Source organism: Pseudomonas putida (assembly GCF_002741075.1).
In the GTDB taxonomy this organism is placed as follows: Bacteria; Pseudomonadota; Gammaproteobacteria; order Pseudomonadales; family Pseudomonadaceae; genus Aquipseudomonas; species Aquipseudomonas putida_T.
Map to the genome: position 1 here is coordinate 1,782,501 of NZ_CP016634.1, position 23,711 is coordinate 1,806,211.

The following is a 23,711-nucleotide window of genomic DNA, read 5'->3' on the forward strand; positions in this document are numbered from 1 at the left end:
CTTCTTGCCACAGCCTTGGCGATGCCGGCCCCAACGGCGCGGGCGGAATCGGCCCGGACCTGCTGGGCGTGACCCGCCAACGCGACCCTCGCTGGTTGGTGCGCTGGTTGAAAGAGCCCGACCAGATGCTGGCCGAGAAAGACCCGCTGGCCATGCTGCTGTACACGCAATACAACGGCCTGGCGATGCCCAACCTGCGCCTGGGCGACACCGAAGTCACCGCGTTGCTGACCTACATCGAAGAGGAAACCCGCCGGCTGCAGACGCCTGCCACGGCCAAGAAGGGCGACTGAAGGAAACTACCCGCGTCCGCGCTTGAGCGTCTCGCTCGGCAACTCCTTGAACAACTGCCGATAGCTCTCGGAAAACCGCCCCAAGTGCCAGAACGACCAGCGCATCGCCACCTCGGCCACGGTGATACTCCCTGCCCCATGGCGCAGCAGGTCGCGCCGCGCGCCATTGAGCCTGCGCAGGCGCAGCCACTGCCCTGGCGGCATGTCGGTAAACGCCTTGAAAGCCTGCTGCAGTTGGCGCAGGGACACCCCGGCCACTTCGGCCAACTCCATCAGGTTGAGGGTTTCCTCCGGGCAGTCGGCGGCCCATTCGCTGACCCGGCGCATGATCGCACGCTCCTCGTCGCGCCGCCCCAAGGCATCGCCTTGCAGGCGTTGGCAGGCATTGTCGAGGATGAACAGGCAGTCTTCGAGCAGTTGCTCGGCCAGGGCCTGGCCTTCGAGTGGGCTATCGGCATCGGCCAGCCGCGTGAGAGTGGCGCTCAGCCAACTGCCGAACAGCGCGTTCTGGCCGCTGCCCAGCGGCACCATGAACAGCCCTTCCAGACGCGTCACGTCCAGGCCATGACGGGCCATGAACGCCTGGTCGAACACCACGGCCACTTCCTGGTAGTTCTCCGGCGTGATCCAAATGTTGCGACTGTCCTCGTTGAGCAAGTAGAGGCTGTTCTCGCTGCGGTCGAAACAAAACGCCAGCGACCCGCTCGGTGCGCGGAAGAACTGCTCCACCCGGGTATTGAGCCGTTCTTCGTAGACCTCCACGCCATCGAGCCCCAGGCAGCGCAACTGACCATTGAAATGCCCAGGGGACATTTGCCGGTATTGCTGCTGCCAGCCAGGGGTGGCGCGCACCTGTTCGGTCACGTCGGTGGTGTGGAAAGCCTGGACCTGCAAGGCGTTGGGCGTTGTCACGCTTGAGTCCCTTATGCACTCTTTTGGTGCATTTGTTGCCGAAGAAAATGGATAGATCGCCCCGGGGGGCAGCGACCAAGATAGTCCTCAGCGCGTCGCCTGGGAAGATTCCAACGCGGACTCGCCCATAAAACCCAACTAAGAGGTCTGTATGAACGCCCCCTTCGATCAGCTGTCCACCTGGCTGAAAGAACACCGGATCACCGAAGTCGAATGTGTGATCAGCGACCTGACCGGCATTGCCCGCGGCAAGATCGCACCGACTGCCAAGTTCCTCCACGAGCGCGGCATGCGCCTGCCGGAGAGCGTGCTGTTGCAGACGGTCACTGGCGACTACGTCGACGACGACATCTACTACGACCTGCTCGATGCGGCCGACATCGACATGGTCTGCCGCCCTGACCCTGCGGCGGTCTACCAGATTCCATGGGCCATCGAACCTACCGCCATCGTCATCCACGATACCTTCGACAAGCACGGCAATCCGATCGAGCTGTCGCCGCGCAACGTGCTCAAGAAGGTCCTCAAGCTCTATGCCGACAAAGGCTGGCAGCCGATCGTGGCGCCTGAGATGGAGTTCTACCTGACCCAGCGCTGCGAAGACCCGGACCTGCCGCTGCAGGTCCCGCTGGGGCGTTCGGGCCGTGCCGAAAGCGGCCGCCAGTCGTTCTCCATCGATGCGGCCAACGAATTCGACCCGCTGTTCGAAGACGTCTATGACTGGTGCGAGGTCCAGGGCCTGGACCTGGACACGCTGATCCACGAAGACGGCCCGGCGCAGATGGAAATCAACTTCCGTCACGGCGACGCCCTGGATCTGGCGGACCAGATCACCGTGTTCAAGCGCACCATGCGTGAGGCCGCGCTCAAGCACAATGTCACCGCTACCTTCATGGCCAAGCCGATCACCGACGAGCCGGGCAGTGCCATGCACCTGCACCAGAGCGTGGTCGACATCGCCACCGGCAAGCCGATCTTCGCCAATGAAGACGGCAGCATGAGCGAGCTGTTCCTGCACCACATCGGTGGCCTGCAGAAGTACATCCCCAAAGTGCTGCCGATGTTCGCGCCGAACGTCAACTCATTCCGCCGTTTCCTGCCGGACACCTCGGCACCGGTGAACGTCGAATGGGGTGAGGAGAACCGCACCGCGGGCCTGCGCGTACCGACCTCAAGCCCCAAGGCCATGCGCGTGGAAAACCGCCTGCCGGGCGCCGACGCCAACCCGTACCTGGCGATCGCCGCGAGCCTGCTGTGCGGCTACCTGGGCATGGTCGAGAAGATCGAGCCGAGTGCGCCGGTCCAGGGCCGCGCCTACGAGCGCCGCAACCTGCGCCTGCCGATCACCATCGAAGACGCCCTGCAGCACATGGAAGACTGCCAGACCCTGCATGAATACCTGGGGCGCCAGTTCGTTCAGGGCTACGTGGCGGTCAAACGCGCCGAGCACGAGAACTTCAAGCGGGTGATCAGTTCCTGGGAGCGTGAGTTCCTGCTGCTGAGCGTCTGATCCCCGAGACGCCTGAGGGCGCGGGTACACCCGCGAAGGCATCGGTGAATGCGCCATCGCATTCGCGGATGAACCCGCTCCCACAGGGCAACGCGCTGCCCATGGGCCAGTGCAACCTTTGTTACACCGAACTCGAAGAACAAGACCAACGAGGTGTCGACATGCGTCATTTGCAAACCCTGATTCCCGCTGCATTCACCCTGTTGTTCGGCGCCGCCGCCCAGGCCCAGCCGAGCGTCAGCGTGTACAACTGGACCGACTACATCGGTGACACCACCCTGGCCGACTTCCAGGCCAGCAGTGGGATCAAGGTGGTCTATGACGTGTTCGACTCCAACGAAACCCTGGAAGGCAAGCTGTTGGCCGGACGCACCGGCTATGACGTGGTCGTGCCGTCCAACCACTTCCTGGCACGCCAGGCCCAGGCTGGCGCCTTCATGCCGCTGGACCGCGACAAGCTGCCCAACTGGAAACACCTGGACCCGGTGCTGCTCAAGCAACTGGAGCAGAACGATCCCGGTAACCGGTATGCGGTGCCCTACCTGTGGGGCACCAACGGCATCGGCTACAACGTCGAGAAGGTCAAGGCGGTGCTGGGCATCGACAAGGTCGATTCCTGGGCGGTGCTGTTCGAGCCGGAGAACCTCAAGAAGCTCAAGCAGTGCGGCGTGGCCTTCATGGATTCGCCTGACGAACTGTTCCCGGCGGTACTCAACTACCTGGGGATGGACCCACGCAGCGAAAGCGCCGCCGACTATGCCAAGGCCGAGGCACGCCTGATGGAGCTGCGCCCCTATGTCACCTACTTCCATTCCTCCAAGTACGTGTCGGATCTGGCCAATGGCGATGTCTGCGTGGCCTTCGGCTACTCCGGCGACGTGTTCCAGGCCGCCAACCGTGCGGTGGAGGCCAACAACGGCGTGAAGATCGCCTACAGCATTCCCAAAGAAGGCAGCAACCTGTGGTTCGACCTGCTGGCCATTCCCAAGGACAGCAGCAACCCGGAGCAGGCCCTGGCCTTCATCAACTACCTGCTCGACCCACAGGTGATCGCCAAGGTCAGCGCCACCGTGGGTTACGCCAACGCCAACCCCGACGCCAAGGCCTACATGGATGAGTCCCTGGTGCACAACCCCGAGATCTATCCGTCCCAGGCGGTGCTGGACAAGCTATATGTCTCCAACACCCCGAGCCCCAAGATCATGCGCGTCATGACCCGCTCCTGGAGCAAGATCAAGTCCAACCGCTGAGCCGAGCACCAGCCATGCCTATTACCCAACACACCGCGTCCTACTACGCCGCCACGGCGCGCAGTTCGACGCCCTACCCCTCGCTGGAAGGCGAGCTGACCGCCGATGTCTGTGTGGTCGGCGGCGGCCTGACCGGGGTCAATACCGCTCTGGAACTCGCCGAGCGCGGCCTGTCGGTGATACTGCTCGAAGCCCGGCGCATCGGCTGGGGTGCCAGCGGACGCAACGGCGGGCAATTGATCCGCGGCATCGGCCATGACGTCAGCGGCTTCGCCCGCTACGTTGGCCAGGATGGCGTGCGCTACCTCAAGCAGGCCGGCATCGACTCGGTGGAACTGGTGGCCGAGCGCATCGCCCGCTACGGCATCGAGTGCGACCTGCGCTGGGGCTTCTGCGAACTGGCCAACACCCCCGCGCAGTTCGCCGCCTTCAAGGACGAGCAAGACGAGCTGGCCGCGCTGGGCTACCGCCACGAAACCCGCCTGGTCGGCCCCGAGCGGATTCGCGATGTGGTCGCCAGCGACCAGTACGCCGGGGGGCTGGTGGACATGGGCTCGGGCCACCTGCACCCGCTCGACCTGGTCCAGGGCGAAGCCCGCGCGGCGCAGCAGCTGGGCGTGCGGATTTTCGAGCAGAGCCCGGTGCAACGCATCGAGCACGGCCCCACCGTGACCCTGCACTGTGCGCGCGGCAAGGTCCGGGCCAAGAGCCTGGTACTTGGCTGCAACGCCCATTTGGACGAGCTGGAGCCGCGTCTGAGCGGCAAGGTGCTGCCGGCCGGCAGCTATGTGGTGGCCACCGAGCCCCTGCCCGAGCACGTCGCCAAGGCGCTGATCCCGCAGAACATGGCCCTGTGCGACCAGAAAGTCGGCCTGGACTACTACCGCCTTACGGCAGACCGCCGCCTGTTGTTCGGCGGCGCCTGCCACTACTCCGGGCGTGACCCCAAGGACATCGCCGCCTACATGCGGCCTAAAGTCCTCAAGGTGTTCCCACAGCTGAGCGATGTGCGCATCGACTACCAGTGGGGTGGCATGATCGGCATCACCGCCAACCGCTTCCCCCAGGTGGGCCGGTTAAGCCAGCACCCCAACGTCTACTACGCCCAGGGATACTCCGGCCATGGCCTGAACGTCACCCACTGGACTGCCAAACTGCTGGCCGAATCCATCGCGGTGGGCCACAGCCAGGGGCTGGACGTGTTCAGCGCCGTGCCGCACCTGACCTTCCCCGGCGGCAAGGCCCTACGCTCGCCGCTGCTGGCACTGGGGATGCTGTGGTACCGGGTGCGAGAAGTGCTGGGCTGATAAATCCCTGCAGGGCATGGGGCATCTGAGCAAGCGAAACGGCTAAACCCGGTCTTTACTGGCCGATATCACCGTGACGCACCAAGGATGACCCCATGCCACTGCTCGACCCTACCTCCAACGAAAGCAAATACCCCAAACTCTCCAGCGCCGCCGTGATTGGCGCCACCACGCCCAATAGCACCCGGCTGTGGGTGCGTCTCTACCGGCCAGGCACCTGGTACCTGGCGGTCACCACCGAGCCGCTGCGCGGCGACATGGTCCGCCTCGGTGAGCTGCCCGTCAGCCAATACTTCCAAGGCCAAGGCATCAAGCCTGTGTACCTGCAGGCCAAGACGCTGGACTTCGACACCGATGTCACTGGCGTCTTCGATGTCACAGGCCTGAAGCCTGCCACCACCTATTACTACGCGCTGATCAGCGACGAAACCGACGCCGGCAAGGTGGGTCGGCGCACCGAGATCGGTGGCGATCGCCCGCGCTTCTTCGTGACTCCGCCCAAGGCCTCCAGCACCCTCACCTTCGGCTTCTACAGCTGTCACGACCCGATCAGCGCCGACGGCAGTGCCGGTGCCTGGCCGTTGATGCACCAGCAGTTGGCCGACCAACGCGCCACTTTCGTCATCGGCGGTGGCGACCAGGTGTACGTGGACACCAATAAGAAGAACGGTTTTCTGGATATCTGGGAGTGGCTCAAGGACAACAAGGACGAGCTGCTGCAGACCTACAGCAAAGGCAAGGGCTACGACAAAGCGGGGATCGAGCGCTACCTGTGCAACCTCTACCGCTGGTTCTACCGGGTCTACTGGAACGTGCCGGCCCAGCGGGAGATCTATGAACGCCTGCCCCAGTACATGATCTGGGACGACCACGAAATCATGGACGGTTGGGGCTCACTGACCAAAGTCGAGCGGCGCAAGCGCATCTCCCTGTTGTTCGAACGCAGCAACAACACCACGACCAACCAGATGCTGGTGGATCTCATGTGGCGCGCCGCCTGCCGGGTGTACTACGAGTACGAGCACAGCCACAACCCGCCCACGCCGATCGATCTGGACAACCCCGATGCCTGCCAATGGGACTATGCCTTCGAACAAGGCAATTCGGCGTTCTACGTACTGGACATGCGCGGCCACCACGACATCGAGGCCAAAGACCCCTGCAAGTTGCTTGGCAGCGAGCAGATGGCGCGTTTTGCCGCCTGGCTCAAGAGCGCGCCGGTACAGAAGGCCGAGGCGGTGTTCGTGGTGTCGCCGGTGCCGGTCATGCACTGGCGCAACGCCGTGACCAATTACGCCGACATCGGATCGTTCAAGGACGATTGCATGGACGAATGGGACCACGAGAGCAACCAGGCCGAACGCAAACGCCTGCTGGATCTGGTGTTCGATGCCTTGGGCAACAGCGCCAAGCCAGTGGTGTTTCTCAGTGGCGACGTGCACTGTGCGGCGGTGTTCCGCTTGCTGCACAAGCGGTATCCGGCTGCCAAGGTATTTCAGGTCACCTCCAGTGCCATCTCCCGCATGCCGGCACCCGGCGTGCTTAAGCTCGCGATCAGCGCGGGCGGGAGCATGCCGGGCGTCAAGGATGTTGTCTGCGAACGCTGGTACGCCATGGCCGGCTCGAAGAACTTCGCCATGCTCCAGGTGCGTCCATCATTGGACGGCACCCAGACCGAGGTCCTGGTCGAACTGCACTGGCCGGGCGGAGATGACGGGGAGCTGACCAAGCGTCGCGTGCTGCTCAAGTAAGCCCTTGGGGAGCGAACGGTCGCAGGTAAATCCACGCCACAGGGTTTGCGCTGACCTCTCTGTGGGAGCGGCGGTTCGGCGCTCCGATTCACCCGCGAACACCGGCAGAGCCGGTGCCAGGCACTGCGTCGCCTGCTTCGCGGCTAAAGCCACACAAAGACCGCAACACCGTTCGGCCTCCCTCTACAGCCCTATCCTCGGAAATGGGGGGCTATAGCCAGCGGCTACATCTGCCTCAGCACTCGACAAACGCCACGGCCAGCCCGCCGCGAGAGGTTTCCTTGTAGTTGGCATGCATATCGGCGCCGGTGTCACGCAGGGTGCGGATCACCCGATCCAGGGAGATGAAGTGTTCGCCATCGCCGCGCAGGGCCATCTGTACCGCGTTGATCGCCTTGACCGCGGCAATGGCATTGCGCTCGATGCATGGCACCTGTACCAGACCACCCACCGGGTCGCAGGTCAGCCCCAGATTGTGCTCCAAGGCAATTTCGGCGGCGTTCTCCAATTGAGCGGGCGTTGCACCCAGCACTTCGGCGAGCCCCGCCGCGGCCATGGAGCAGGCTGAACCGACTTCACCCTGGCAGCCGACTTCCGCGCCCGAGATCGATGCGTTCTTCTTGCACAGAATGCCTACCGCCGCAGCGGCCAGCAGGAAGGCGACCACATCGTCATCGCAGGCGCCGGGGTTGAACTTCATGTAGTAGTGCAGCACCGCCGGGATGATCCCCGCCGCGCCGTTGGTGGGCGCGGTGACCATGCGCCCGCCGGCGGCGTTTTCTTCGTTGACCGCCAGGGCATACAGATTGACCCACTCCATGGCGCTCAGGGTCGAGCCGATGACATTGGGCTTGCCCAGCTCCTGCAGGCTACGGTGCAGCTTGGCGGCACGGCGCTTGACCTGCAGGCCACCTGGCAAGATCCCTTCGTTGCGCAGGCCGTTGTTCACGCACTCGCCCATGGCCGCCCAGATCTTCAGCAGCCCCTCACGGACTTCGGCTTCGGGTCGCCAGGCGCACTCGTTGGCCATCATCAGTTGGCCGACGCTCATCTGATGAGTCTTGCACAGGGCCAGCAGCTCGGCTGCACTGTCGAATTCATAGGGCAGCTTGACCTGGTCGGCATCGGACTGTGGCGCATCGATTTCGGCCTGCTCGACGATGAAACCACCGCCAACCGAGTAATAGGTCTGGGAGAACAGGCTGCCCTGCGCGGTGAACGCCTCAAGGCTCATGGCATTGGGGTGGTAAGGCAGGCTCTCGTCGAGCAGCAGCATGTCGCGGTCATACTCGAATGCCACTGGTTGGCTGCCATCGAGGATCAGGCATTGCTCCTGCATCACCTGTGCGATGCGCGGCTCGATGCTCTGCGGGTCGATGCGATCTGGCCATTGGCCCATCAACCCGAGCAGGCAGGCGCGGTCAGTGGCATGGCCGACGCCGGTCGCCGACAGCGAGCCGTACAGGCGCACCTCCACCCGCGTCACCTGCGTCAACACCCCCTGCTCGCGAAGCGCCTGGGCGAAGGTCGCCGCCGCGCGCATCGGCCCTACGGTATGGGAACTGGATGGGCCGATGCCGATTTTGAAGAGGTCGAAAACACTGATAGCCATGCTAATACCTGGGCGAGACAGCCTGTGTAGCCGTCGACCGCCTCTCCGAGAAAATTGAACGGGACTGCGATATTGCGTGATACTGACTCGCCCTCCGGGTAATGACCAACGAAAGTTCCTAAGCAAGGCTTTAGCAAGGCTAAACGATGAAGCGACAACTCAATGGCCAGACCTTCGTCTGGCTGCACGTGTTCTCCTGTGCGGCGCGGCACCTGTCGTTCACCCGCTGTGCGCAGGAGCTGCACATTACCCCCGGCGCCGTGAGCCAGCAGATGCGCCAACTGGAAGAGCGCCTGGGCTATCGGTTGTTCCTGCGTCGTGCGCGGGGCGTTGAGCTGAGTGCCGAAGGCCAGCGTCTGGCACAGACGGTCGCCGAGGCCTATGGCAGCATCGAGGCGGAGCTGCTTCGCCTGGACGCCGGCGAGATCCGCGGCACCCTGCGCCTGCGTTCGATCCCCTCGTTCCTGGCCAAATGGCTGACCCCTCGCCTGCCCCGCTTCCAGCAGCGCTATCCAGACATCGAACTGCGCCTGGTGGCCGAGGACAGCAACCAAGCCCTGCACCCGGAGGACTTCGACCTGGCCATCGACCTCAACGATGGCAGCTACCCGGGCATGCTCTCCACGCCCTTGCTGGACGAGCAGATCTTCCCGGTCTGCTCCCCCGCCCTGCTTCGCGGCCGCCCGCCGCTGCATGGCCCGGCAGACCTGGTGCATTATCCGCTGCTGCACGACATCACCGCCTGGCGCGGCAGCTCGGAATACGCCGAATGGGAGTTCTACCTCGACGGTATCGGCGCCGGCAGCCTGGATGTGCGCCGTGGACACACCTTCAACCGCAACCACCTGACCATCGAGGCCGCCATCGCGGGGGTTGGTGTGGCCATTGCCCGACGCACCTTGCTCAACGACGAGCTTGAACGCGGCGCGCTGATCGTGCCTTTCGGCGTGCCGATCGCCAACCACAAACGCTACATGCTGCATTACCCGCCCGGCGGGCTGAACCAGCCGGGCGCACGCGCGGTGCATGACTGGCTGGTCGAAGAGGCCGAGGGGTTCCGCGCCTTGCATCCTTTGCTGAGCTAGCCTGCGCCACTCGTCAAACATCCTGAACCCTCGCCATAGCTTGCCGGTCGCACATCAAGAGTGAGGCGACACATGTCGCGCAAAACCACCCTGAGCGAAGGAAGGCACCGTGAGCGATATCCGTATCGGTATTTCCGGCTGGCGCTATGGCCCGTGGCGCAAGGACTTCTACCCAAAAGGTCTGCGCCAGGACGACGAACTGGCGTTCGCCTCGCGTGCAGTCAACAGCATCGAGATCAACGGCTCGTTCTACGCCCTGCAAACGCCCCAACGCTATTGCACCTGGCGCGACCAGACACCCGAAGGCTTCATCTTCTCGGTCAAGGCGCCGCGTTACATCACCCATGTGCGCAGGCTCAAGGAGATCGAAGAGCCGCTGGCCAACTTCTTTGCCTCAGGCCCTCTGCTGCTGGGCGACAAGCTCGGCCCGGTGCTGTGGCAGTTTCCGCCCAGCATGCAGTACGACCAAGCGCGCTTTGCCCAGTTTCTCGAACAACTGCCTCATGACCGCGCTGGCGCCCGGGACTGCGCCAAACACTGCGCCGAACGCCTGCGCGACAACGGCGGCACCGAGATCGACGGCAATGCACCGCTGCGCCATGCGGTGGAGATCCGTCATCCCAGTTTCGTCTGCGAAGGCTTCGTCAAATTGCTGCGCGCCCACAACGTGGCGCTGGTGGTGGCAGACAGTGCCGGCAAGTGGCCCTACGTCGAAGACGTCACCGCCGACTTTATCTACATGCGCCTGCACGGCGACGTGGAGCTCTACAGCAGCGGCTACACCGCCCGCGCCTTGCGGCGGTGGAAGACACGCATACAGGCCTGGAGCCAGGGCAGCCAGCCCGACGACGCCGAGCTGATCATCCAACGTGCGCCGCGCAAGCGGGCCGCGCGAGATATCTACTGCTATTTCGACAATGACCAGAAAGTCCATGCCCCCTACGACGCACGGCGTCTGCTGGAAAAGCTCGGCCTTGCCGGCGAACTGGTGACCGAGCCTGGGGTGGAACCGGAGGTCGAACTGTGAACAAGACCATGCCTGCTCCCCGCTGCGTTATCGACAAGGTCACCGCCGTGCGTCAGCTGAACGTGCTGACGATCAACGTGCACAAAGGTTTCACCCTGTTCAACCGGCGCTTCATCCTGCCTGAACTGCGCGAAGCGGTGCGCGCTACCGGTGCCGACCTGGTATTCCTCCAGGAAGTCCATGGCAGCCATCTTCATCACGCCCAGCGACACCCCGCCTGGCCGGTGACGCCGCAGTATGAATTTCTCGCCGACAGCATGTGGCCGCAGTTCGCCTATGGTCGCAATGCGGTGTACCCCCATGGCGATCACGGCAACGCGCTGCTGTCCAAGTTCCCCATCACCCGCTATCACAACCTGGACGTCTCGGTCGCCGGCAATGAACAACGCGGCCTGCTGCATTGCCAGCTGGAGGTGCCCGGGCACGAAGAGGTGCACGCGATCTGCGTGCACCTGGGGCTGCGTGAGGCCCACCGGCAGAACCAGGTGCGCCTGCTGCTCGAACTGCTCGACAGCCTGCCGCCCGAGGCGCCGGTGATCGTCGCCGGAGACTTCAACGACTGGCGGCGCAAGGCCGATGCGGTGCTCTCGGCGCACTTGGTGGAGGCGTTCGGCACCCCGGCACGCAGCTTCCCGGCGCGCCTGCCGCTGCTGCGCCTGGACCGCATCTACCTGCGCAATGCCACCTCGGGCAAAGCCCAAGTGCTGTCCAACTACCCGTGGTCGCACCTCTCCGACCACGCGCCCCTGGCCGCGCAGATCAGCCTATGAACCGGCCTTGGGTGGACGGCAATCAGGTCGAGCTGCTGATCAACGGCGAGGCCTACTACGAGCGGGTGTTCCAGGCCATGGCCGAGGCCCGGGAAGAGATCCTGCTGGAAACCTTCATCATCTACGACGACAAGGTCGGCCAACAGCTTCAGCAGGTGCTGATCGATGCCGCCCAACGCGGTGTCCGTGTGGAGGTGGCGGCCGATGGCTACGGCACGGCCGATCTGCCGGATGCCTTCATCTCGGCGATGACCCAAGCCGGTATCCGCTTCCATGCCTTCGACCCTCAACCACGCCTGGCGGGCATGCGCACCAACCTGTTCCGCCGCCTGCACCGCAAGATCGTGGTAATCGACGGTGAGCGGGCGTTCATTGGCGGCATCAACTACAGCGCCGACCACTTGGGCGACTTCGGCCCCATGGCCAAGCAGGACTATGCCGTGGAGGTAACCGGTCCGGTGGTGGCCCAGGTGCACGCCGCGAGCCGGCGCTTGCTGGCCCCGGTGCTGGAGCCGCCCAGCCAGGTGCGCCCGCTCATCGCGCCCAGTGGCCCCGCCAGCGCCGTGCTGGTTGAACGCGACAACGGCCGCCACCGCAACGACATCGAAGCTTACTACCTTGAGGGCTTTCGCCTGGCGCGCCAACGCATCGTGGTGGCCAATGCGTATTTCTTCCCCGGCTATCGGTTGATGCGCGAACTGCGCAATGCCGCACGGCGTGGCGTGGAGGTCAGGCTGATCCTGCAAGGCCAGCCCGACATGCGCTGGGTTCGGGCCCTGTCGCGCTTGCTGTACAACTACCTGCTGCGCGATGGCGTGCACATCCATGAATACTGCGAGCGCCCGCTGCACGGCAAGGTCGCGCTGGTAGACGAGCAATGGGCCACGGTGGGGTCGAGCAACCTCGATCCACTGAGCCTGTCGTTCAACCTGGAGGCGAACCTGCTGATTCGCGACCGCGATTTCAACCAGCGGCTTTACCAGCACCTGGACGAACTGGCCCACCAGCAATGCAAGGCGGTGACCCTGGAGCGCATGGTGCGCGGCTATTGGTGGCGCGCTCCGCTGATCTTCCTGTGTTTCCACGTGATCCGGCGTTTCCCGCAGATCGCCGGGTGGTTCCCTGCCCACCGCCAGAAACTGCAATCGCTGACGCCGGCTGCGCAGGACTCAGGTACCTACCACGAGGGCAATACCTGATGGAACGCAAAGCCTGGCAAACCTGGGGCAAACACCTGCTGACGCTGTTGTTCGTGATCCTGATACCGGTGCTGCTCTACAGCCTTGCGCGCAATCTGGACTGGAACGAAGTGCGTCAGTCGCTGCTGGCCTACAAACCCGGCGCCCTGGCCGTGGGCTTGCTACTGGCGTTCACCAGCTACCTGGTGTTTGCCAGCTACGACCTGCTGGGGCGTGCCTATACCGGCCACCAACTGCCGGCACGCCAGGTGCTGCCGGTGGCGTTCGTCTGCTACGCCTTCAACCTCAATTTCACCACCTGGGTTGGCGGTGTGGCGCTGCGCTATCGCCTGTACAGCCGGCTGGGTCTGGACACGCCGACCATCACCCGCATCCTCACCCTGAGCCTTCTGACCAACTGGGTCGGCTACATGCTGCTGGCCGGCACCGTGTTCACTTTGCGCCTGGTCAAGCTCCCGGAAAGCTGGGCCGTGGGCGCGACCGGCCTGCAATTGATCGGCATCGCGTTGCTGGCCCTGGCGCTGGGCTATCTGCTGGCCTGCGGCTTCGCCAAGCGCCGCACCTGGCGCCTGCGCGGGCACGAACTGACCCTGCCCTCGCTGCGCCTGGCGCTGTGCCAAGTGGTCTTGGGCATGAGCAACTGGGCCTTGATGGCGGCGTTGATTCACTGGCTGCTACCCCATGACCTGTTCTATCCGTCGATCCTCGGCATTCTGCTGATCAGTTGCGTTGCCGGCGTGGTCGCGCACATTCCTGCCGGGCTCGGTGTGCTGGAGGCGGTGTTCCTGGCGCTGCTCCATGGCCAGCTCGGCCAAGGCACCCTGGTGGCCGCGCTGCTGGGCTACCGCACCCTGTACTACCTGATCCCCTTGTTGTTGGCGCTGGTCATCTACCTGGTGCTGGAGAAGCGCGCCAAGACCCTTCGCCACCGTGGCAAGACCGCCTTGCGCAAGACCTGACGAAGGCCCTCGGGGCCGGGCGCGACCAACCGTCGACCCGCCCGGCCCTGTCCAAGGACGCCCGGGTGATCACGTACTACTACGACACGCCGAGCCTGGGCCAGGCACGCGCCGACTGCGAACGCAAGGACGGGATCTGGCAAACCCATTGACCGCTGGTCGCACCTGAGGAACGACGGGGCCTGGCGTGGGTTCAGCCGTAGTAATCGACAACGCTTTCCAACGCCAGGGAGATAGCCGCCATGCCACGTGGAGATAAAGACAAGTACACCGACAAACAGAAACGCAAGGCCGAGCATATCGAGGAAAGCTACGAAGCCAAGGGCGTGTCCAAGGACGAAGCCGAATCCCGCGCCTGGGCCACGGTCAACAAGCAGTCAGGCGGAGGCGAACGCAAAGGCGGCTCGGGGCAGAAGAAAAGCCCGCAGGCCAAGCAAAAGTCCCGCGAGTCCTCGGCCAAGCGCGCTGCTGCCACCCGCCATGGCGTGCCACGGCCTGGGCAACGCCTGGAGGATATGACCAAGACCGAGCTGATGGAGCGGGCGCGCAAACAACATATCGCCGGGCGCTCGACCATGCGCAAGGATGAGTTGATCGATGCCCTGCGCCATGCAGCCTGACCCTAGGGGCCGCGTAGCGGCCCCCTAAGAGTTCAAGGCGAGATCGGATCACTGGCTGGGAAGGTCTCATCCAGCGCATTGTCCACAGTGGTTTCCTTCGGCTGCACCCTCTCGGCACACTTGCAGTCGGCCATGCGGCACGGCTCGCCGTTGCGGTGGCCGGTGGCGCAGGCTTCGCAGCAATAAGCCTTGCCATCGTGCACCACGGCATTGGCATCCACAGTGCAGGAACAATGATTACAGGCACAACGTTGCTCGGTCATGATCAGCTCCTTTCATCGTCATCATCGGTCGGTGAAACCTCGTCGGTCCACGGCTCGCCATCCAAAGGGTTGGAACGGGCCAGTTCGGCCTCGTCCAGGCCTATGCCACCACCAATCTCATGCTCCTGCACCCTACGCAGCGTTTTGTCTGCCGGACCGCCGGCACCGCCCGGTTCATAAGGGTCGCGGGCGCCGGTCTGGTCGTAGAGGGTGTCCGGGCTCAGGTCATCGAAGGTGACGTTGTCTTCATGCAGGCTGTCGCTCAGGGCTTCGCCTCCGGTCATACCACTTTCGGCCACACGCCCTGGCGGGAACTGCTGTTCAACTTCCTGGGCGGGACGTTCGTCGCCTGCACGGCCTTCGCGCTCGTCATGGCGGTCGCTGAAATCCAGTTCGTGCACGCTGCCCATGCGGTCCTCGGTATCGTCGATCTCAGCCGGGGGCCTGGTTTTGGGATCGTCTGGCTGGGACATCACGGCTCTCCGTCGGGTGGGTTCATGCGGTCGACTGCCGGAGCCGGACAATGATTCAGAGTTTCTGCCCGGCGGCGCAGGCCGGGGAAAAATTCTGAACTCTCGAGCGCGACGCTCTCTCCCACGTCTAGAGACCCGCGAACCCTCCCGGAGCCCGCCATGGCCAAGCCCCTGCAGGAGTACCAGCGCAAGCGCGACTTCAATGCCACGCCCGAGCCTGCCGGCGCCCGCCGCGGCGGCCGAGCGGTGCATGCCTTGCAGTACTGCATCCAGAAACACGACGCCAGCCACCTGCATTACGACTTTCGCCTGGAACTGGACGGCACCCTCAAGAGCTGGGCCATTCCCAAGGGCCCATCGCTGGACCCGAAGGTGCGCCGCCTGGCCATCCACGTGGAAGACCATCCGCTCGATTACGCCAATTTCGAAGGCCATATCCCCGAGGGCCATTACGGCGCAGGCGATGTGATCGTCTGGGACCGTGGTGTGTGGGAGCCGGAGGGCGACCCGCACAGCGCCTATGCCAAGGGCAAGCTGCGCTTTCGCCTGCAAGGCGAAAAGCTCGCCGGGGTCTGGAACCTGTTCCGCACCCACCTGGCCGGCAAGAAGGAGCAGTGGATGCTGGTCAAGTCCGACGATGACCAGGCCCGCAGCGAAACCGACTACAGCATCGTCGACGCCCAACCCGACAGCGTGTTGAGCGAGCGCACCCTGGTGCCTCGCCGAGCCAAGCCCCCTGCGAAGCCCTCCCAACGAACGGCCAGCCCCCGAGCACGCGCCAGCAGCGCCAGAAACGCCAGAAACGCCGAGTTGCCCGAACGCCTGGAACCCCAGTTGGCCACCCTGGTCGACGCCCCGCCGACCGGTGACTGGCGCTATGAAGTCAAGTTCGACGGCTATCGCATCCTGGCCCGCATCGAGGGGGCGCAGGTGCGCCTGTTCACCCGCAACGGCCACGACTGGAGCGCCAAGATGCCCCACCAGGTGGCTGCCCTGCGCAAGCTCAAGCTCAAGTCCGCCTGGCTCGATGGCGAAGTGGTGGTGGCCGGCGAAAACGGTCTGGCTGACTTCCAGGCGCTACAGAACGCCTTCGATACCGAGCACGACGAGCGCATCACCTACTACCTGTTCGACCTGCCCTTTCTCGGCGGCCAAGACCTGCGCCAGGTGCCCTTGCAGGATCGTCGCGAGACCTTGCGGCAATTGTTGGAGGGCCGTGAGTCGGCGCAGGTCAAGTATTCGGCCGACTTCGACCAACCCGTCGATTCGCTGCTCGACAGCGCCTGTCGCCTGGAGCTCGAAGGGCTGATCGGCAAGCGCGCCGACAGCCCCTATAGCGGTCGGCGCAGCAGCGACTGGATCAAGCTCAAGTGCAAGCAGCGCCAGGAGTTCGTGATCATCGGCTATACCGACCCCAAGGGCAGTCGCAATGCCTTTGGCGCCCTGCTGTTGGCCCTGCATGACAACGACAGCGGTCAGTTGCGCTACGCCGGCAAGGTCGGCACCGGGTTCAGCGCCACCACGCTGGACAGCATCCATGCCCGGCTCAAGCCACTGGAGGTGGACAAGCCCGCCCTGGCCAAGCCGCCCACCGGTGCCGATGCCCGAGGCGTGCATTGGCTCAAGCCCCAGCTGCTGGCCGAGGTCGCCTATGCTCAGATGACCCGTGACGGCGTGGTGCGCCACTCGGTGTTTCATGGCCTGCGCGATGACAAACCCGCATCCGCCATCGACCTGGAGCGCGCCATGCCCAAGACACGCGTCGCCAAGCCCGCCTCCGAACCCCTGCTCGGTGATCTGCGCCTGACCCACCCGGAACGGGTGATCGATGCCACCAGCGGCGTGACCAAGCGCCAGGTCGCCGAGTATTACGCCCAGGTAGCGCCGTGGATCCTGCCCCAGCTCAAGGACCGCCCCGTGGCCTTGGTGCGGGCACCGGATGGCTTGGGCGGCGAGCTGTTCTTCCAAAAAAACGCAGGCCAACTGCATATCCCAGGCGTGGTGAGCTACAGCAAAACCCAGGCTGGCCAGGCTGCGATGATCCTCAACAGCGCCGAAAGCCTGTTGGGCGCGGTGCAGATGAACACGCTCGAACTGCACACCTGGAACGGCACCGACAAGGACTTCGGCAAGCCCGACCGCTTTGTCCTCGACCTGGACCCAGACCCGGCGCTGCCCTGGAAGGCCATGCTCGAAGCCACGCAACTGACCCTCACCCTGCTCGACGAGCTGGGCCTGAACGTGTTCCTCAAGACCAGCGGCGGCAAAGGCATGCACTTGGTGGTGCCGCTGACCCGCCGCGCAGGCTGGGACGAGGTGAAAGACTTCAGCCATGCCATCGTCGAGTACCTGGCCCGGCTCTTCCCCGAGCGCCTGAGCGCGGTGTCAGGGCCCAAGAACCGGGTCGGGCGGATCTTCATCGACTACCTGCGCAACGGCAAAGGTGCGACCACGGTCAGCGCCTACTCGCTGCGCGCCCGTGAGGGCCTGCCGGTGTCGGTGCCGATCTGGCCCGAGGAGCTGCCCCAGCTCAAGGGCGCCAACCAATGGCACATCGGCAACGTGGTCGAACGACTGGCCGAGGTCGATGACCCCTGGAAGGATCTGACCAAGACCCGGCAGTCGATCACCGCGCGCATGCGCAAGCAGCTGGGCCTGGACTGATGGCCGTGCTGCTCGACGTAGTGCAATGGCCGGCCATGCTGCTGACCGTGCTGGCTGCCTGGTGCATCGGTTCCCGCCAGCCGCGCCGCCGCCGTGTCGGCTTCTGCTGCTTCATCAGCAGCAACGTGCTGTGGGTGATCTGGGGCTGGCAGGTACAGGCCTGGGCCCTGATCGTCCTGCAGTTCTGCCTGTGCGCCATGAACTTGCGCGGTTGGAAGAAGAACACCACGGGGGAGCCGAGCACATGAGCATCATCCAGGACTTCGACCTGACCAACCTCGACCGCCTGCTGCGGGCATTCACCGAACGTCCCCAGGCACTGAATCTCGACACACAACTGCCCGTGCTGATGCAGGCTTTGCAGTCCGACCATCTGGACCTGCTGCCCCTGCCCGGCCAAGGGCACACCCTGCAGCGCTGGCAGACCCTCGCCCGCATCGCCGGTTGCGATCTCGCCCTGGCCAAGCTCTATGAAGGCCATACCGACGCCCTGGCTATCCTCGCCGAGTGCGGTGCACCGCATCTGGTGGGCGACGGTCTCTGGGGCGTATGGGCCGCCGAGCCGCCGGATGCCCGGGCGCGCATCCTCACCCGCCAGGGTGAGCAGGTACGCCTGGGTGGGCGCAAGGCCTGGTGCTCTGGCGCCTTGCAGATCGACCGAGCCTTGATCACTGCCTGGGACGATGACGACCAGCCCCAGCTGGTGGCCATCGAGTTGGCCCATCCCAGCCAGCATATCCAGGTGGAGCAATGGCAAGCCGTGGGCATGGCCACCACGACCAGTGTTCAGATCGCTTTCGACGATGCCCCCGGGATTGCCGTGGGCCGGCCTGGGCAATACCTCATGCGCCCAGGTTTCTGGCACGGCGGCGCGGGTATCGCCGCCTGTTGGTATGGTGCAGCCGAAGCCCTGGCGGACTACCTGCGCGAACATTGCCGCAAACCGGCGCCGGACGCCCATGCCCTGGCGCACCTGGGCGCGGTGGACGCTGCACTGTACGGCGCGCGCGCAGCACTGCGCGAATGCGCGGGATGGATCGACCGGCAGCCGAGCGCCGACGCCAGCTTCGAGGTACGCCGCACCCGCGCCCAGGTCGAGCATGCGGTGGAGCAAGTGATCCACCATGTGGGCCGAGCATTGGGCGCCACACCCTTTTGCCGCAGCAGCCACTTCGCCCGATTGAGTGCCGACTTGCCGGTCTATCTGCGCCAGAGCCACGCCGAACGCGATTTGGCGGCGCTCGGGCAACAACTGGCCCAGGTGCCAGCCGGGGCGTGGCAGCTATGAGCGACGATCCGATAAAAAACGGCAGAGGCACCCCCTGGAGCCAATGGCAGCAGTCTGCCCATCTGGCCCGGGCCACCTGGATCACCCCCGACCAGTTGTGCCCGCCCGGGCGACGCCTGGTAGTGGTGGCACCGCATCCGGACGACGAGATCCTCATGGCAGGTGGCCTGTTGGCGGGTTTCAGGGGGCGCGAGCAGGACCTGTTACTGATCTCGGTCACCGATGGCGAGGCCAGCCATCCCGGCTCCAGTCAGTGGACCGAACACCGCCTGCGCCGGCAACGGCCACTGGAAAGTCGCCAGGCCTTGCAGCAACTGGGCCTGGACCTTGCCCACCTCGACTGGCACCGGCTGCACCTCAAGGACGGCGCGGTCCCGCGCGACGAAGCCTTTCTGCTCAACCACCTTGGTCAACTGCTCAAGACCGATGACCTGCTGCTGACCACCTGGCGCGGCGACGGTCATGCCGATCATGAGGCCGTCGGCCGCGCTGCTGCCCAGGCCTGCCAGGCCCACAAGGTACAGCTGGCCGAGGTCCCTGTCTGGGCATGGCATTGGGCCGACCCGGACGATCCCCGCCTGCCCTGGCCAAGGGCACATCGCATCGCGCTGGATGAAACCCGCCTGGCCCGCAAGCGCCAGGCGCTGTCAGCGCATCTGAGCCAGCTGCAGGTCGATGGCGAGCGCCCACCGGTGTTGAAGCCCGCCCTGCTGGAGTGCCTGTTGCAGCCTTTCGAACTGGTTCTGCTTTGAATACCAACGGAGTCGCCATGAGCCTTGATGCGCAGTATTTCGCCGACCTGTACGCCTCCAGCGACGACCCCTGGGCGTTCCGCACTCGCTGGTATGAGCGGCGTAAACGCGAGCTGGTGCTCGCCAGCCTGCCGCAACAGTGCTATCGACGCATCTTCGAGCCCGCCTGCGCCAACGGTGAGCTCAGCGTCCTGCTGGCCGAGCGCTGCGCCACGCTGTTGTGCCAGGACATCGACGCCACTGCGGTGAGCCTCGCCCGCGAGCGCCTGGCCGCCGCGGGCCACGCACAGGTCGAGCAAGGCCGCCTGCCCGGCGATTGGCCCGGCGGCCAATTCGACCTGATCGTCTTGAGCGAGATTGGCTACTACCTGGACCCGACGGACTGGTTGCAGGTGATCGAGCAATCGGTGGCCAGCCTCAGCGATGACGGCGGCTTGCTGGCCTGCCACTGGCGCCACCCGATCGTCGGCTGCCCCCAGGATGGCCGCGATGTGCATGAGCTGTTGGCTCGGCACCTGCCGCTGTACCCGGTGCTGCGCCACGAAGAGGCGGATTTTTTACTTGAATACTGGTCGTGCCAGCCCAGCGTGGTGGACCTGGACGAGACCTGCCCATGATTGGCGTAGTCATCCCGGCGCACAACGAGGCCCGACACCTGGAGCATTGCCTGCGCGCGGTGAACCGCGCCGCCCACGAGGCCGAACAGGCAGGCCTGACGGTGCAGGTGCTGGTGGTGCTCGACCGCTGCAACGACGCCAGTGCCACCATTGCCGACCGCCATGGCGTAGCAACGCTTGCAGTGGATGCGGGCAATGTCGGCATTGCCCGCCGCACGGGCGCGGCATGGATGCTTGAACGTGGCGCGCAATGGCTGGCCTTCACCGACGCCGACAGCCGAGTGCCAGCGCACTGGCTGCTGTCCCAACTGCAGTTCGCGGCCGATGCGGTGTGCGGCACCGTGCATATCGAACGTTGGCAGCCATGGCAAGGCGCCGCGTTGCGTCAGCTTTACCGCAGCCGATACGACGCCAGCGATGGCCACCGGCATATCCATGGTGCGAACCTGGGCGTGTGTGCCCAGGCCTATGCGCGTGCGAGTGGATTCGCGCCCTTGCCGGCCCACGAAGATGTGCACCTGGTGCGGGCGCTGGAGGCCTGCGGTGCCCAGATCGTCTGGACGGCCCGACATAGCGTGGCCACCAGCAGCCGGCGAAACAGCCGAGCGCGGGAGGGGTTTGGGGACTACCTGGTGAGCTTGGAGGGGGCGGTCACAGAATGATGAGGGGCCGCGATGCGGCCCCCGTTCAGGACGCCTTGCGCGAGCGTTTGGCCGGCTTTTTCTCCGGTGTGGCTTTCTTGCCGCCACCCAGGCTGCGCTTGAGCAGTTCGGTAAGGTCGACGATATCTGCACCCTTGTGCGTCGCCGCGCCCTCGCCTTTTTCCACCACGCTGATCTTGCCCTTGGCCGCCTTTTCCTCGACCAGATCGAGGATGGTCTGGCGGAAGGCGTCGTGATAGTCCTCCGGCGTCCACGGTCCGCTCATGTCCTCGACCAAACGCTTGGCCATGTCCAGCTCACGCTTGTCGACCTTGGCGTCGGTCACGCTGTGGTCCAGCTCCAAGGTCTCTACGCCACGGACTTCCTCCGGCCAGCGCAAAGTGATCATCACCAAGGCCTCGTCCAGTGGGCGCAGCAGTGCCAAGTGCTGACGGGTATGCAGCACCACGGTGGCCAGGGCAACCTTGCCGGTACTTTCCAGGGTCTCGCGCAACAGGGCATAGACCTTGCCCCCCCGACGGTCGGGGCTCAGGTAGTACGGGGTATCGAAGTGCTGCAACGGGATATCGGCAGCATCGACGAACGAGAAGATATCGATGGTCTGGGTCGCCTCGGGACGGGCGTTGCGGATTTCTTCCTCGCTGATGATCACGTAGCGACCCTTTTCGTACTCCACGCCCTTGACGATGTGTGCCTTGTCGATGTCCTTGCCAGTGACCTTGTTCACCCGCTTGTAGCCAACCGGTTCCATGCTGCGTTTGTCCAGCCAGTCGAAATCGACGCGCTCGGTGCGCACTGCCGTGTTGAGGCTGACCGGGATATGCACCAGACCGAAACTGATTGCGCCTTTCCAGATTGCCCGGGCCATGGCGTAGCTCCTAGGTTTCAGGTTCAAACGGTTGGCCGGGCCGGCAGTAGCGCAAGGCGCCGCAGCGCTCGCAGCATTGGCACTGCAGCCCGGGGTATTCACAGCTCAGTGCGGCGCCCCACTGGCAACCGCGCAACAGGCAGATGAAGGTCATCAGCCACCTCCTTGGCCCGGCAAGCACAGGGGCCCTTACTTCCAAGGACTGCGCGGCGTCCTGAAGGTTTACTCGCGCCGCCCTATGGCAACGGGTTGCCGCCGGTGACACCGAACACCTCTCCGGTGATGTAGCTCGACTCCTGGGTGGCCAGCAGCACATACAGCGGTGCGCACTCGGCGGGTTGGCCGGGGCGCTTCATCGGCGACTGCGAACCGAATTCGGGGATTTTCTCCGGCGGTTGGCCGCCGCTGGGTTGCAACACGGTCCAGATCGGCCCCGGGGCGACGGCGTTGACCCGGATGCCCCGCTCGATCACCTGCTTGGCCAAGGCTTTGGTGAAGGCCACGATGGCCGCCTTGGTGGTGGCGTAGTCCAGCAGTGTCGCCGACGGCTGGTAGGACTGGATCGAGGCGGTATTGATGATGGTGGCGCCCGCCGGCATCAACGGCACTGCCGCCTGGCACAGCCAGAACAGTGCGTAGACATTGGTCTTGAGCGTGTGGTCGAACTGTTCGTGGCTGATCTGGCCGATGTCCTTGCGCGCCTCCTGCTTGCCGGCGACGTTGACCAGAATGTCGAGGCCGCCCAACTGCTCATGGGCCTGGTCGACCAGCTCACCGCAAAAGCGCTGGTCCTTCAGATCGCCTGGGAGCGCGATGGCTTTGCGGCCTTCAGCCTCGATCAGCTTGATCACTTCGCGCGCGTCGGCCTGTTCCATGGGCATGTAGTTGAGCGCGATGTCGGCGCCTTCTCGGGCAAAGGCGATGGCCACGGCGCGGCCGATCCCGGAATCGGCACCGGTGATCAGCGCCTTGCGCCCGGCCAGGCGACCGAACCCTTTGTAGGTGTCTTCACCGTGGTCGGGTTTGGGCTGCATGTTCGCATCCAGCCCTGGCGGGGCTTGGGTCTGCTCGGGAAATGGCGGATGCGGGTACTGGGTCAGTGGGTTCTGCATGCTGAACTGGTCATGGGGCTTGTTGGGCATGGTGCGCCTCCTTCTGACGAATCGATGGGTCGCTACAGGTTTCGAGGCAGTGCCAGGATTGAAGGTTTGTTCGGCCCATCACGCCCACCGACGGGTGGTCACGCGCAACAGGCTGAACCATTTGCCTGACACTGCCGTCCATCGCAAAAGACCCCAACGAGGCGCCCCCGATGCGCGAGGACCCTGTCCAGCACGTGCTGGATTACCTGAAGCGAAATGCCCTGGTGCTGACCACCGCCGAATCCTGCACCGCGGGGCGCATGGTCGCCCTGTTGGCGGAGCACCCGGGCGTGGGCGAGTCGCTGGAAAGCGGTTACGTCGTCTATTCACCCAAGGCCAAGCAGCGCCTGCTTGGGGTGAACCCTGTGACCATCGAGCGCTACGGCCTGACCAGCGAGGCAGTGGCCTGGGAGATGGCCCTCGGCGCGCTCAAGGACAGCACCGCCAACGTGGCCATCGCCACCACCGGCCTGGCCGGCCCGGACGGGAGCGACGGTATCGCACCGGGCACCTTGTGCTTTGCCTGGGCGTTTCAGGATGAATCGATTGCCGTGTTCACCCGCAGCCAGCGCTTTTTCGGCGATCGCCCTGAAGTGCTGCGCCAGGGCGCGCTGTATGGCCTGACGCGCCTGCAGCATTACCACGAGCGCTGGCTGCGCGGCGAACGCGCCTGAGCGGAGTCTTCGA

Annotated in this window: 25 protein-coding genes (1 of these 25 only partly in view); 18 read left to right on the forward strand and 7 right to left on the reverse strand. The window is 64.6% G+C overall.

Going from position 1 to position 23,711, the window contains the following annotated elements; all coding sequences use genetic code 11:
• On the forward strand, nt 1–293 hold the end of the coding sequence (locus tag IEC33019_RS08235) for an SCO family protein (protein ID WP_070092966.1). The gene continues 688 nt to the left of window position 1, outside the view; 293 of the gene's 981 nt are visible here — the last part of the coding sequence; its start codon lies off the left edge, out of view; its stop codon occupies nt 291–293.
• A 6-nt stretch (nt 294–299) separates the two neighbouring features.
• Here IEC33019_RS08235 and IEC33019_RS08240 read toward each other — a convergent pair whose 3' ends face one another.
• A complete protein-coding gene (locus tag IEC33019_RS08240) occupies nt 300–1,205 on the reverse strand; it encodes a helix-turn-helix domain-containing protein (RefSeq protein ID WP_070092965.1) in 906 nt (301 codons plus the stop codon).
• A gap of 151 nt (nt 1,206–1,356) precedes the next feature.
• On the opposite strand from IEC33019_RS08240, the gene IEC33019_RS08245 reads away from it, so the two are divergent.
• The 4 genes from IEC33019_RS08245 (at nt 1,357) to IEC33019_RS08260 (ending at nt 7,023) form a co-directional block, all read left to right on the forward strand.
• Nucleotides 1,357–2,715: a glutamine synthetase family protein gene (locus tag IEC33019_RS08245; RefSeq protein WP_099593306.1), complete on the forward strand. Its 1,359-nt coding sequence runs from the start codon at nt 1,357–1,359 to the stop codon at nt 2,713–2,715.
• A gap of 161 nt (nt 2,716–2,876) precedes the next feature.
• The gene (locus IEC33019_RS08250; RefSeq protein ID WP_070092983.1) at nt 2,877–3,965 is read left to right on the forward strand and encodes a polyamine ABC transporter substrate-binding protein; all 1,089 of its coding nucleotides are present in this window, start codon (nt 2,877–2,879) and stop codon (nt 3,963–3,965) included.
• A gap of 14 nt (nt 3,966–3,979) precedes the next feature.
• On the forward strand, nt 3,980–5,272 hold the full coding sequence (locus IEC33019_RS08255; protein ID WP_070092963.1) for an NAD(P)/FAD-dependent oxidoreductase: 1,293 nt from the start codon (nt 3,980–3,982) through the stop codon (nt 5,270–5,272).
• A 95-nt stretch (nt 5,273–5,367) separates the two neighbouring features.
• Nucleotides 5,368–7,023 (forward strand): alkaline phosphatase D family protein, encoded by a 1,656-nt coding sequence (locus tag IEC33019_RS08260; protein ID WP_070092962.1) that lies wholly within the window; start codon nt 5,368–5,370, stop codon nt 7,021–7,023.
• Between the two features lie 235 nt (nt 7,024–7,258).
• On the opposite strand, the gene IEC33019_RS08265 is transcribed toward IEC33019_RS08260, so the two are convergent.
• Nucleotides 7,259–8,635 carry an L-serine ammonia-lyase gene (locus IEC33019_RS08265; protein WP_070092961.1) on the reverse strand — a complete coding sequence of 459 codons (1,377 nt, stop codon included), beginning with the start codon at nt 8,633–8,635 and terminating at the stop codon, nt 7,259–7,261.
• 146 nt (nt 8,636–8,781) lie between these two features.
• Here IEC33019_RS08265 and IEC33019_RS08270 point away from each other — a divergent pair, with 146 nt between their 5' ends.
• From IEC33019_RS08270 to IEC33019_RS08295, 6 genes are all read left to right on the forward strand, one after another.
• Entirely contained in the window at nt 8,782–9,720 is a 939-nt protein-coding gene (locus IEC33019_RS08270) for a LysR substrate-binding domain-containing protein (RefSeq protein WP_070092960.1), read from the forward strand.
• A gap of 109 nt (nt 9,721–9,829) precedes the next feature.
• A complete protein-coding gene (locus IEC33019_RS08275; RefSeq protein WP_070092959.1) occupies nt 9,830–10,747 on the forward strand; it encodes a DUF72 domain-containing protein in 918 nt (305 codons plus the stop codon).
• Nucleotides 10,744–11,517: an endonuclease/exonuclease/phosphatase family protein gene (locus IEC33019_RS08280; RefSeq protein WP_070092958.1), complete on the forward strand. Its 774-nt coding sequence runs from the start codon at nt 10,744–10,746 to the stop codon at nt 11,515–11,517. Before IEC33019_RS08275 ends, IEC33019_RS08280 begins: the two co-directional genes overlap by 4 nt.
• Entirely contained in the window at nt 11,514–12,716 is a 1,203-nt protein-coding gene (clsB, locus tag IEC33019_RS08285; RefSeq protein ID WP_070092957.1) for a cardiolipin synthase ClsB, read from the forward strand. Before IEC33019_RS08280 ends, clsB begins: the two co-directional genes overlap by 4 nt.
• Complete coding sequence (locus tag IEC33019_RS08290; RefSeq protein ID WP_070092956.1) at nt 12,716–13,675, forward strand: lysylphosphatidylglycerol synthase domain-containing protein; 960 nt, start codon at nt 12,716–12,718, stop codon at nt 13,673–13,675. The genes clsB and IEC33019_RS08290 overlap by 1 nt, the downstream gene beginning before the upstream one ends.
• 242 nt (nt 13,676–13,917) lie before the next feature.
• Nucleotides 13,918–14,295 carry a Rho termination factor N-terminal domain-containing protein gene (locus IEC33019_RS08295; protein ID WP_070092955.1) on the forward strand — a complete coding sequence of 126 codons (378 nt, stop codon included), beginning with the start codon at nt 13,918–13,920 and terminating at the stop codon, nt 14,293–14,295.
• 32 nt (nt 14,296–14,327) lie between these two features.
• On the opposite strand, the gene IEC33019_RS08300 is transcribed toward IEC33019_RS08295, so the two are convergent.
• Nucleotides 14,328–14,558, reverse strand: coding sequence for a metallothionein (locus tag IEC33019_RS08300; protein ID WP_070092954.1), 231 nt, complete (start codon nt 14,556–14,558; stop codon nt 14,328–14,330).
• A gap of 2 nt (nt 14,559–14,560) precedes the next feature.
• The gene (locus IEC33019_RS08305; protein WP_070092953.1) at nt 14,561–15,031 is read right to left on the reverse strand and encodes a phosphotransferase system, HPr-related protein; all 471 of its coding nucleotides are present in this window, start codon (nt 15,029–15,031) and stop codon (nt 14,561–14,563) included.
• 159 nt (nt 15,032–15,190) lie between these two features.
• Between IEC33019_RS08305 and ligD the strand changes: the two genes are divergently transcribed.
• From ligD to IEC33019_RS08335, 6 genes are read left to right on the forward strand one after another with little or no spacing between them, the layout of a single operon-like run.
• On the forward strand, nt 15,191–17,695 hold the full coding sequence (ligD, locus tag IEC33019_RS08310; RefSeq protein WP_099593309.1) for a DNA ligase D: 2,505 nt from the start codon (nt 15,191–15,193) through the stop codon (nt 17,693–17,695).
• Nucleotides 17,696–17,730: 35 nt separating this feature from the next.
• The gene (locus tag IEC33019_RS08315) at nt 17,731–17,943 is read left to right on the forward strand and encodes a hypothetical protein (RefSeq protein ID WP_372340668.1); all 213 of its coding nucleotides are present in this window, start codon (nt 17,731–17,733) and stop codon (nt 17,941–17,943) included.
• Nucleotides 17,940–18,983 carry an acyl-CoA dehydrogenase family protein gene (locus tag IEC33019_RS08320; protein ID WP_070092950.1) on the forward strand — a complete coding sequence of 348 codons (1,044 nt, stop codon included), beginning with the start codon at nt 17,940–17,942 and terminating at the stop codon, nt 18,981–18,983. Before IEC33019_RS08315 ends, IEC33019_RS08320 begins: the two co-directional genes overlap by 4 nt.
• A complete protein-coding gene (locus tag IEC33019_RS08325) occupies nt 18,980–19,735 on the forward strand; it encodes a PIG-L deacetylase family protein (protein WP_070092949.1) in 756 nt (251 codons plus the stop codon). The genes IEC33019_RS08320 and IEC33019_RS08325 overlap by 4 nt, the downstream gene beginning before the upstream one ends.
• Nucleotides 19,736–19,752: 17 nt before the next feature.
• Complete coding sequence (locus IEC33019_RS08330; protein ID WP_070092948.1) at nt 19,753–20,352, forward strand: class I SAM-dependent methyltransferase; 600 nt, start codon at nt 19,753–19,755, stop codon at nt 20,350–20,352.
• The gene (locus IEC33019_RS08335; RefSeq protein ID WP_099593312.1) at nt 20,349–21,014 is read left to right on the forward strand and encodes a glycosyltransferase; all 666 of its coding nucleotides are present in this window, start codon (nt 20,349–20,351) and stop codon (nt 21,012–21,014) included. Before IEC33019_RS08330 ends, IEC33019_RS08335 begins: the two co-directional genes overlap by 4 nt.
• Before the next feature lie 25 nt (nt 21,015–21,039).
• On the opposite strand, the gene IEC33019_RS08340 is transcribed toward IEC33019_RS08335, so the two are convergent.
• The 3 genes from IEC33019_RS08340 to IEC33019_RS08345 all read right to left on the reverse strand — a co-directional run bounded on the left by IEC33019_RS08340 (nt 21,040) and on the right by IEC33019_RS08345 (nt 23,024).
• Nucleotides 21,040–21,882, reverse strand: a complete 843-nt coding sequence (locus tag IEC33019_RS08340; RefSeq protein ID WP_070092946.1) for a Ku protein — start codon at nt 21,880–21,882, stop codon at nt 21,040–21,042.
• A 10-nt stretch (nt 21,883–21,892) separates the two neighbouring features.
• Complete coding sequence (locus IEC33019_RS27540) at nt 21,893–22,036, reverse strand: PSPA7_2676 family Cys-rich small protein (RefSeq protein ID WP_170831785.1); 144 nt, start codon at nt 22,034–22,036, stop codon at nt 21,893–21,895.
• A gap of 82 nt (nt 22,037–22,118) precedes the next feature.
• Nucleotides 22,119–23,024: an SDR family oxidoreductase gene (locus IEC33019_RS08345; protein ID WP_070092945.1), complete on the reverse strand. Its 906-nt coding sequence runs from the start codon at nt 23,022–23,024 to the stop codon at nt 22,119–22,121.
• A gap of 170 nt (nt 23,025–23,194) precedes the next feature.
• Here IEC33019_RS08345 and IEC33019_RS08350 point away from each other — a divergent pair, with 170 nt between their 5' ends.
• Nucleotides 23,195–23,698 carry a CinA family protein gene (locus IEC33019_RS08350; RefSeq protein ID WP_070092944.1) on the forward strand — a complete coding sequence of 168 codons (504 nt, stop codon included), beginning with the start codon at nt 23,195–23,197 and terminating at the stop codon, nt 23,696–23,698.
• Nucleotides 23,699–23,711: the final 13 nt, after the last annotated feature.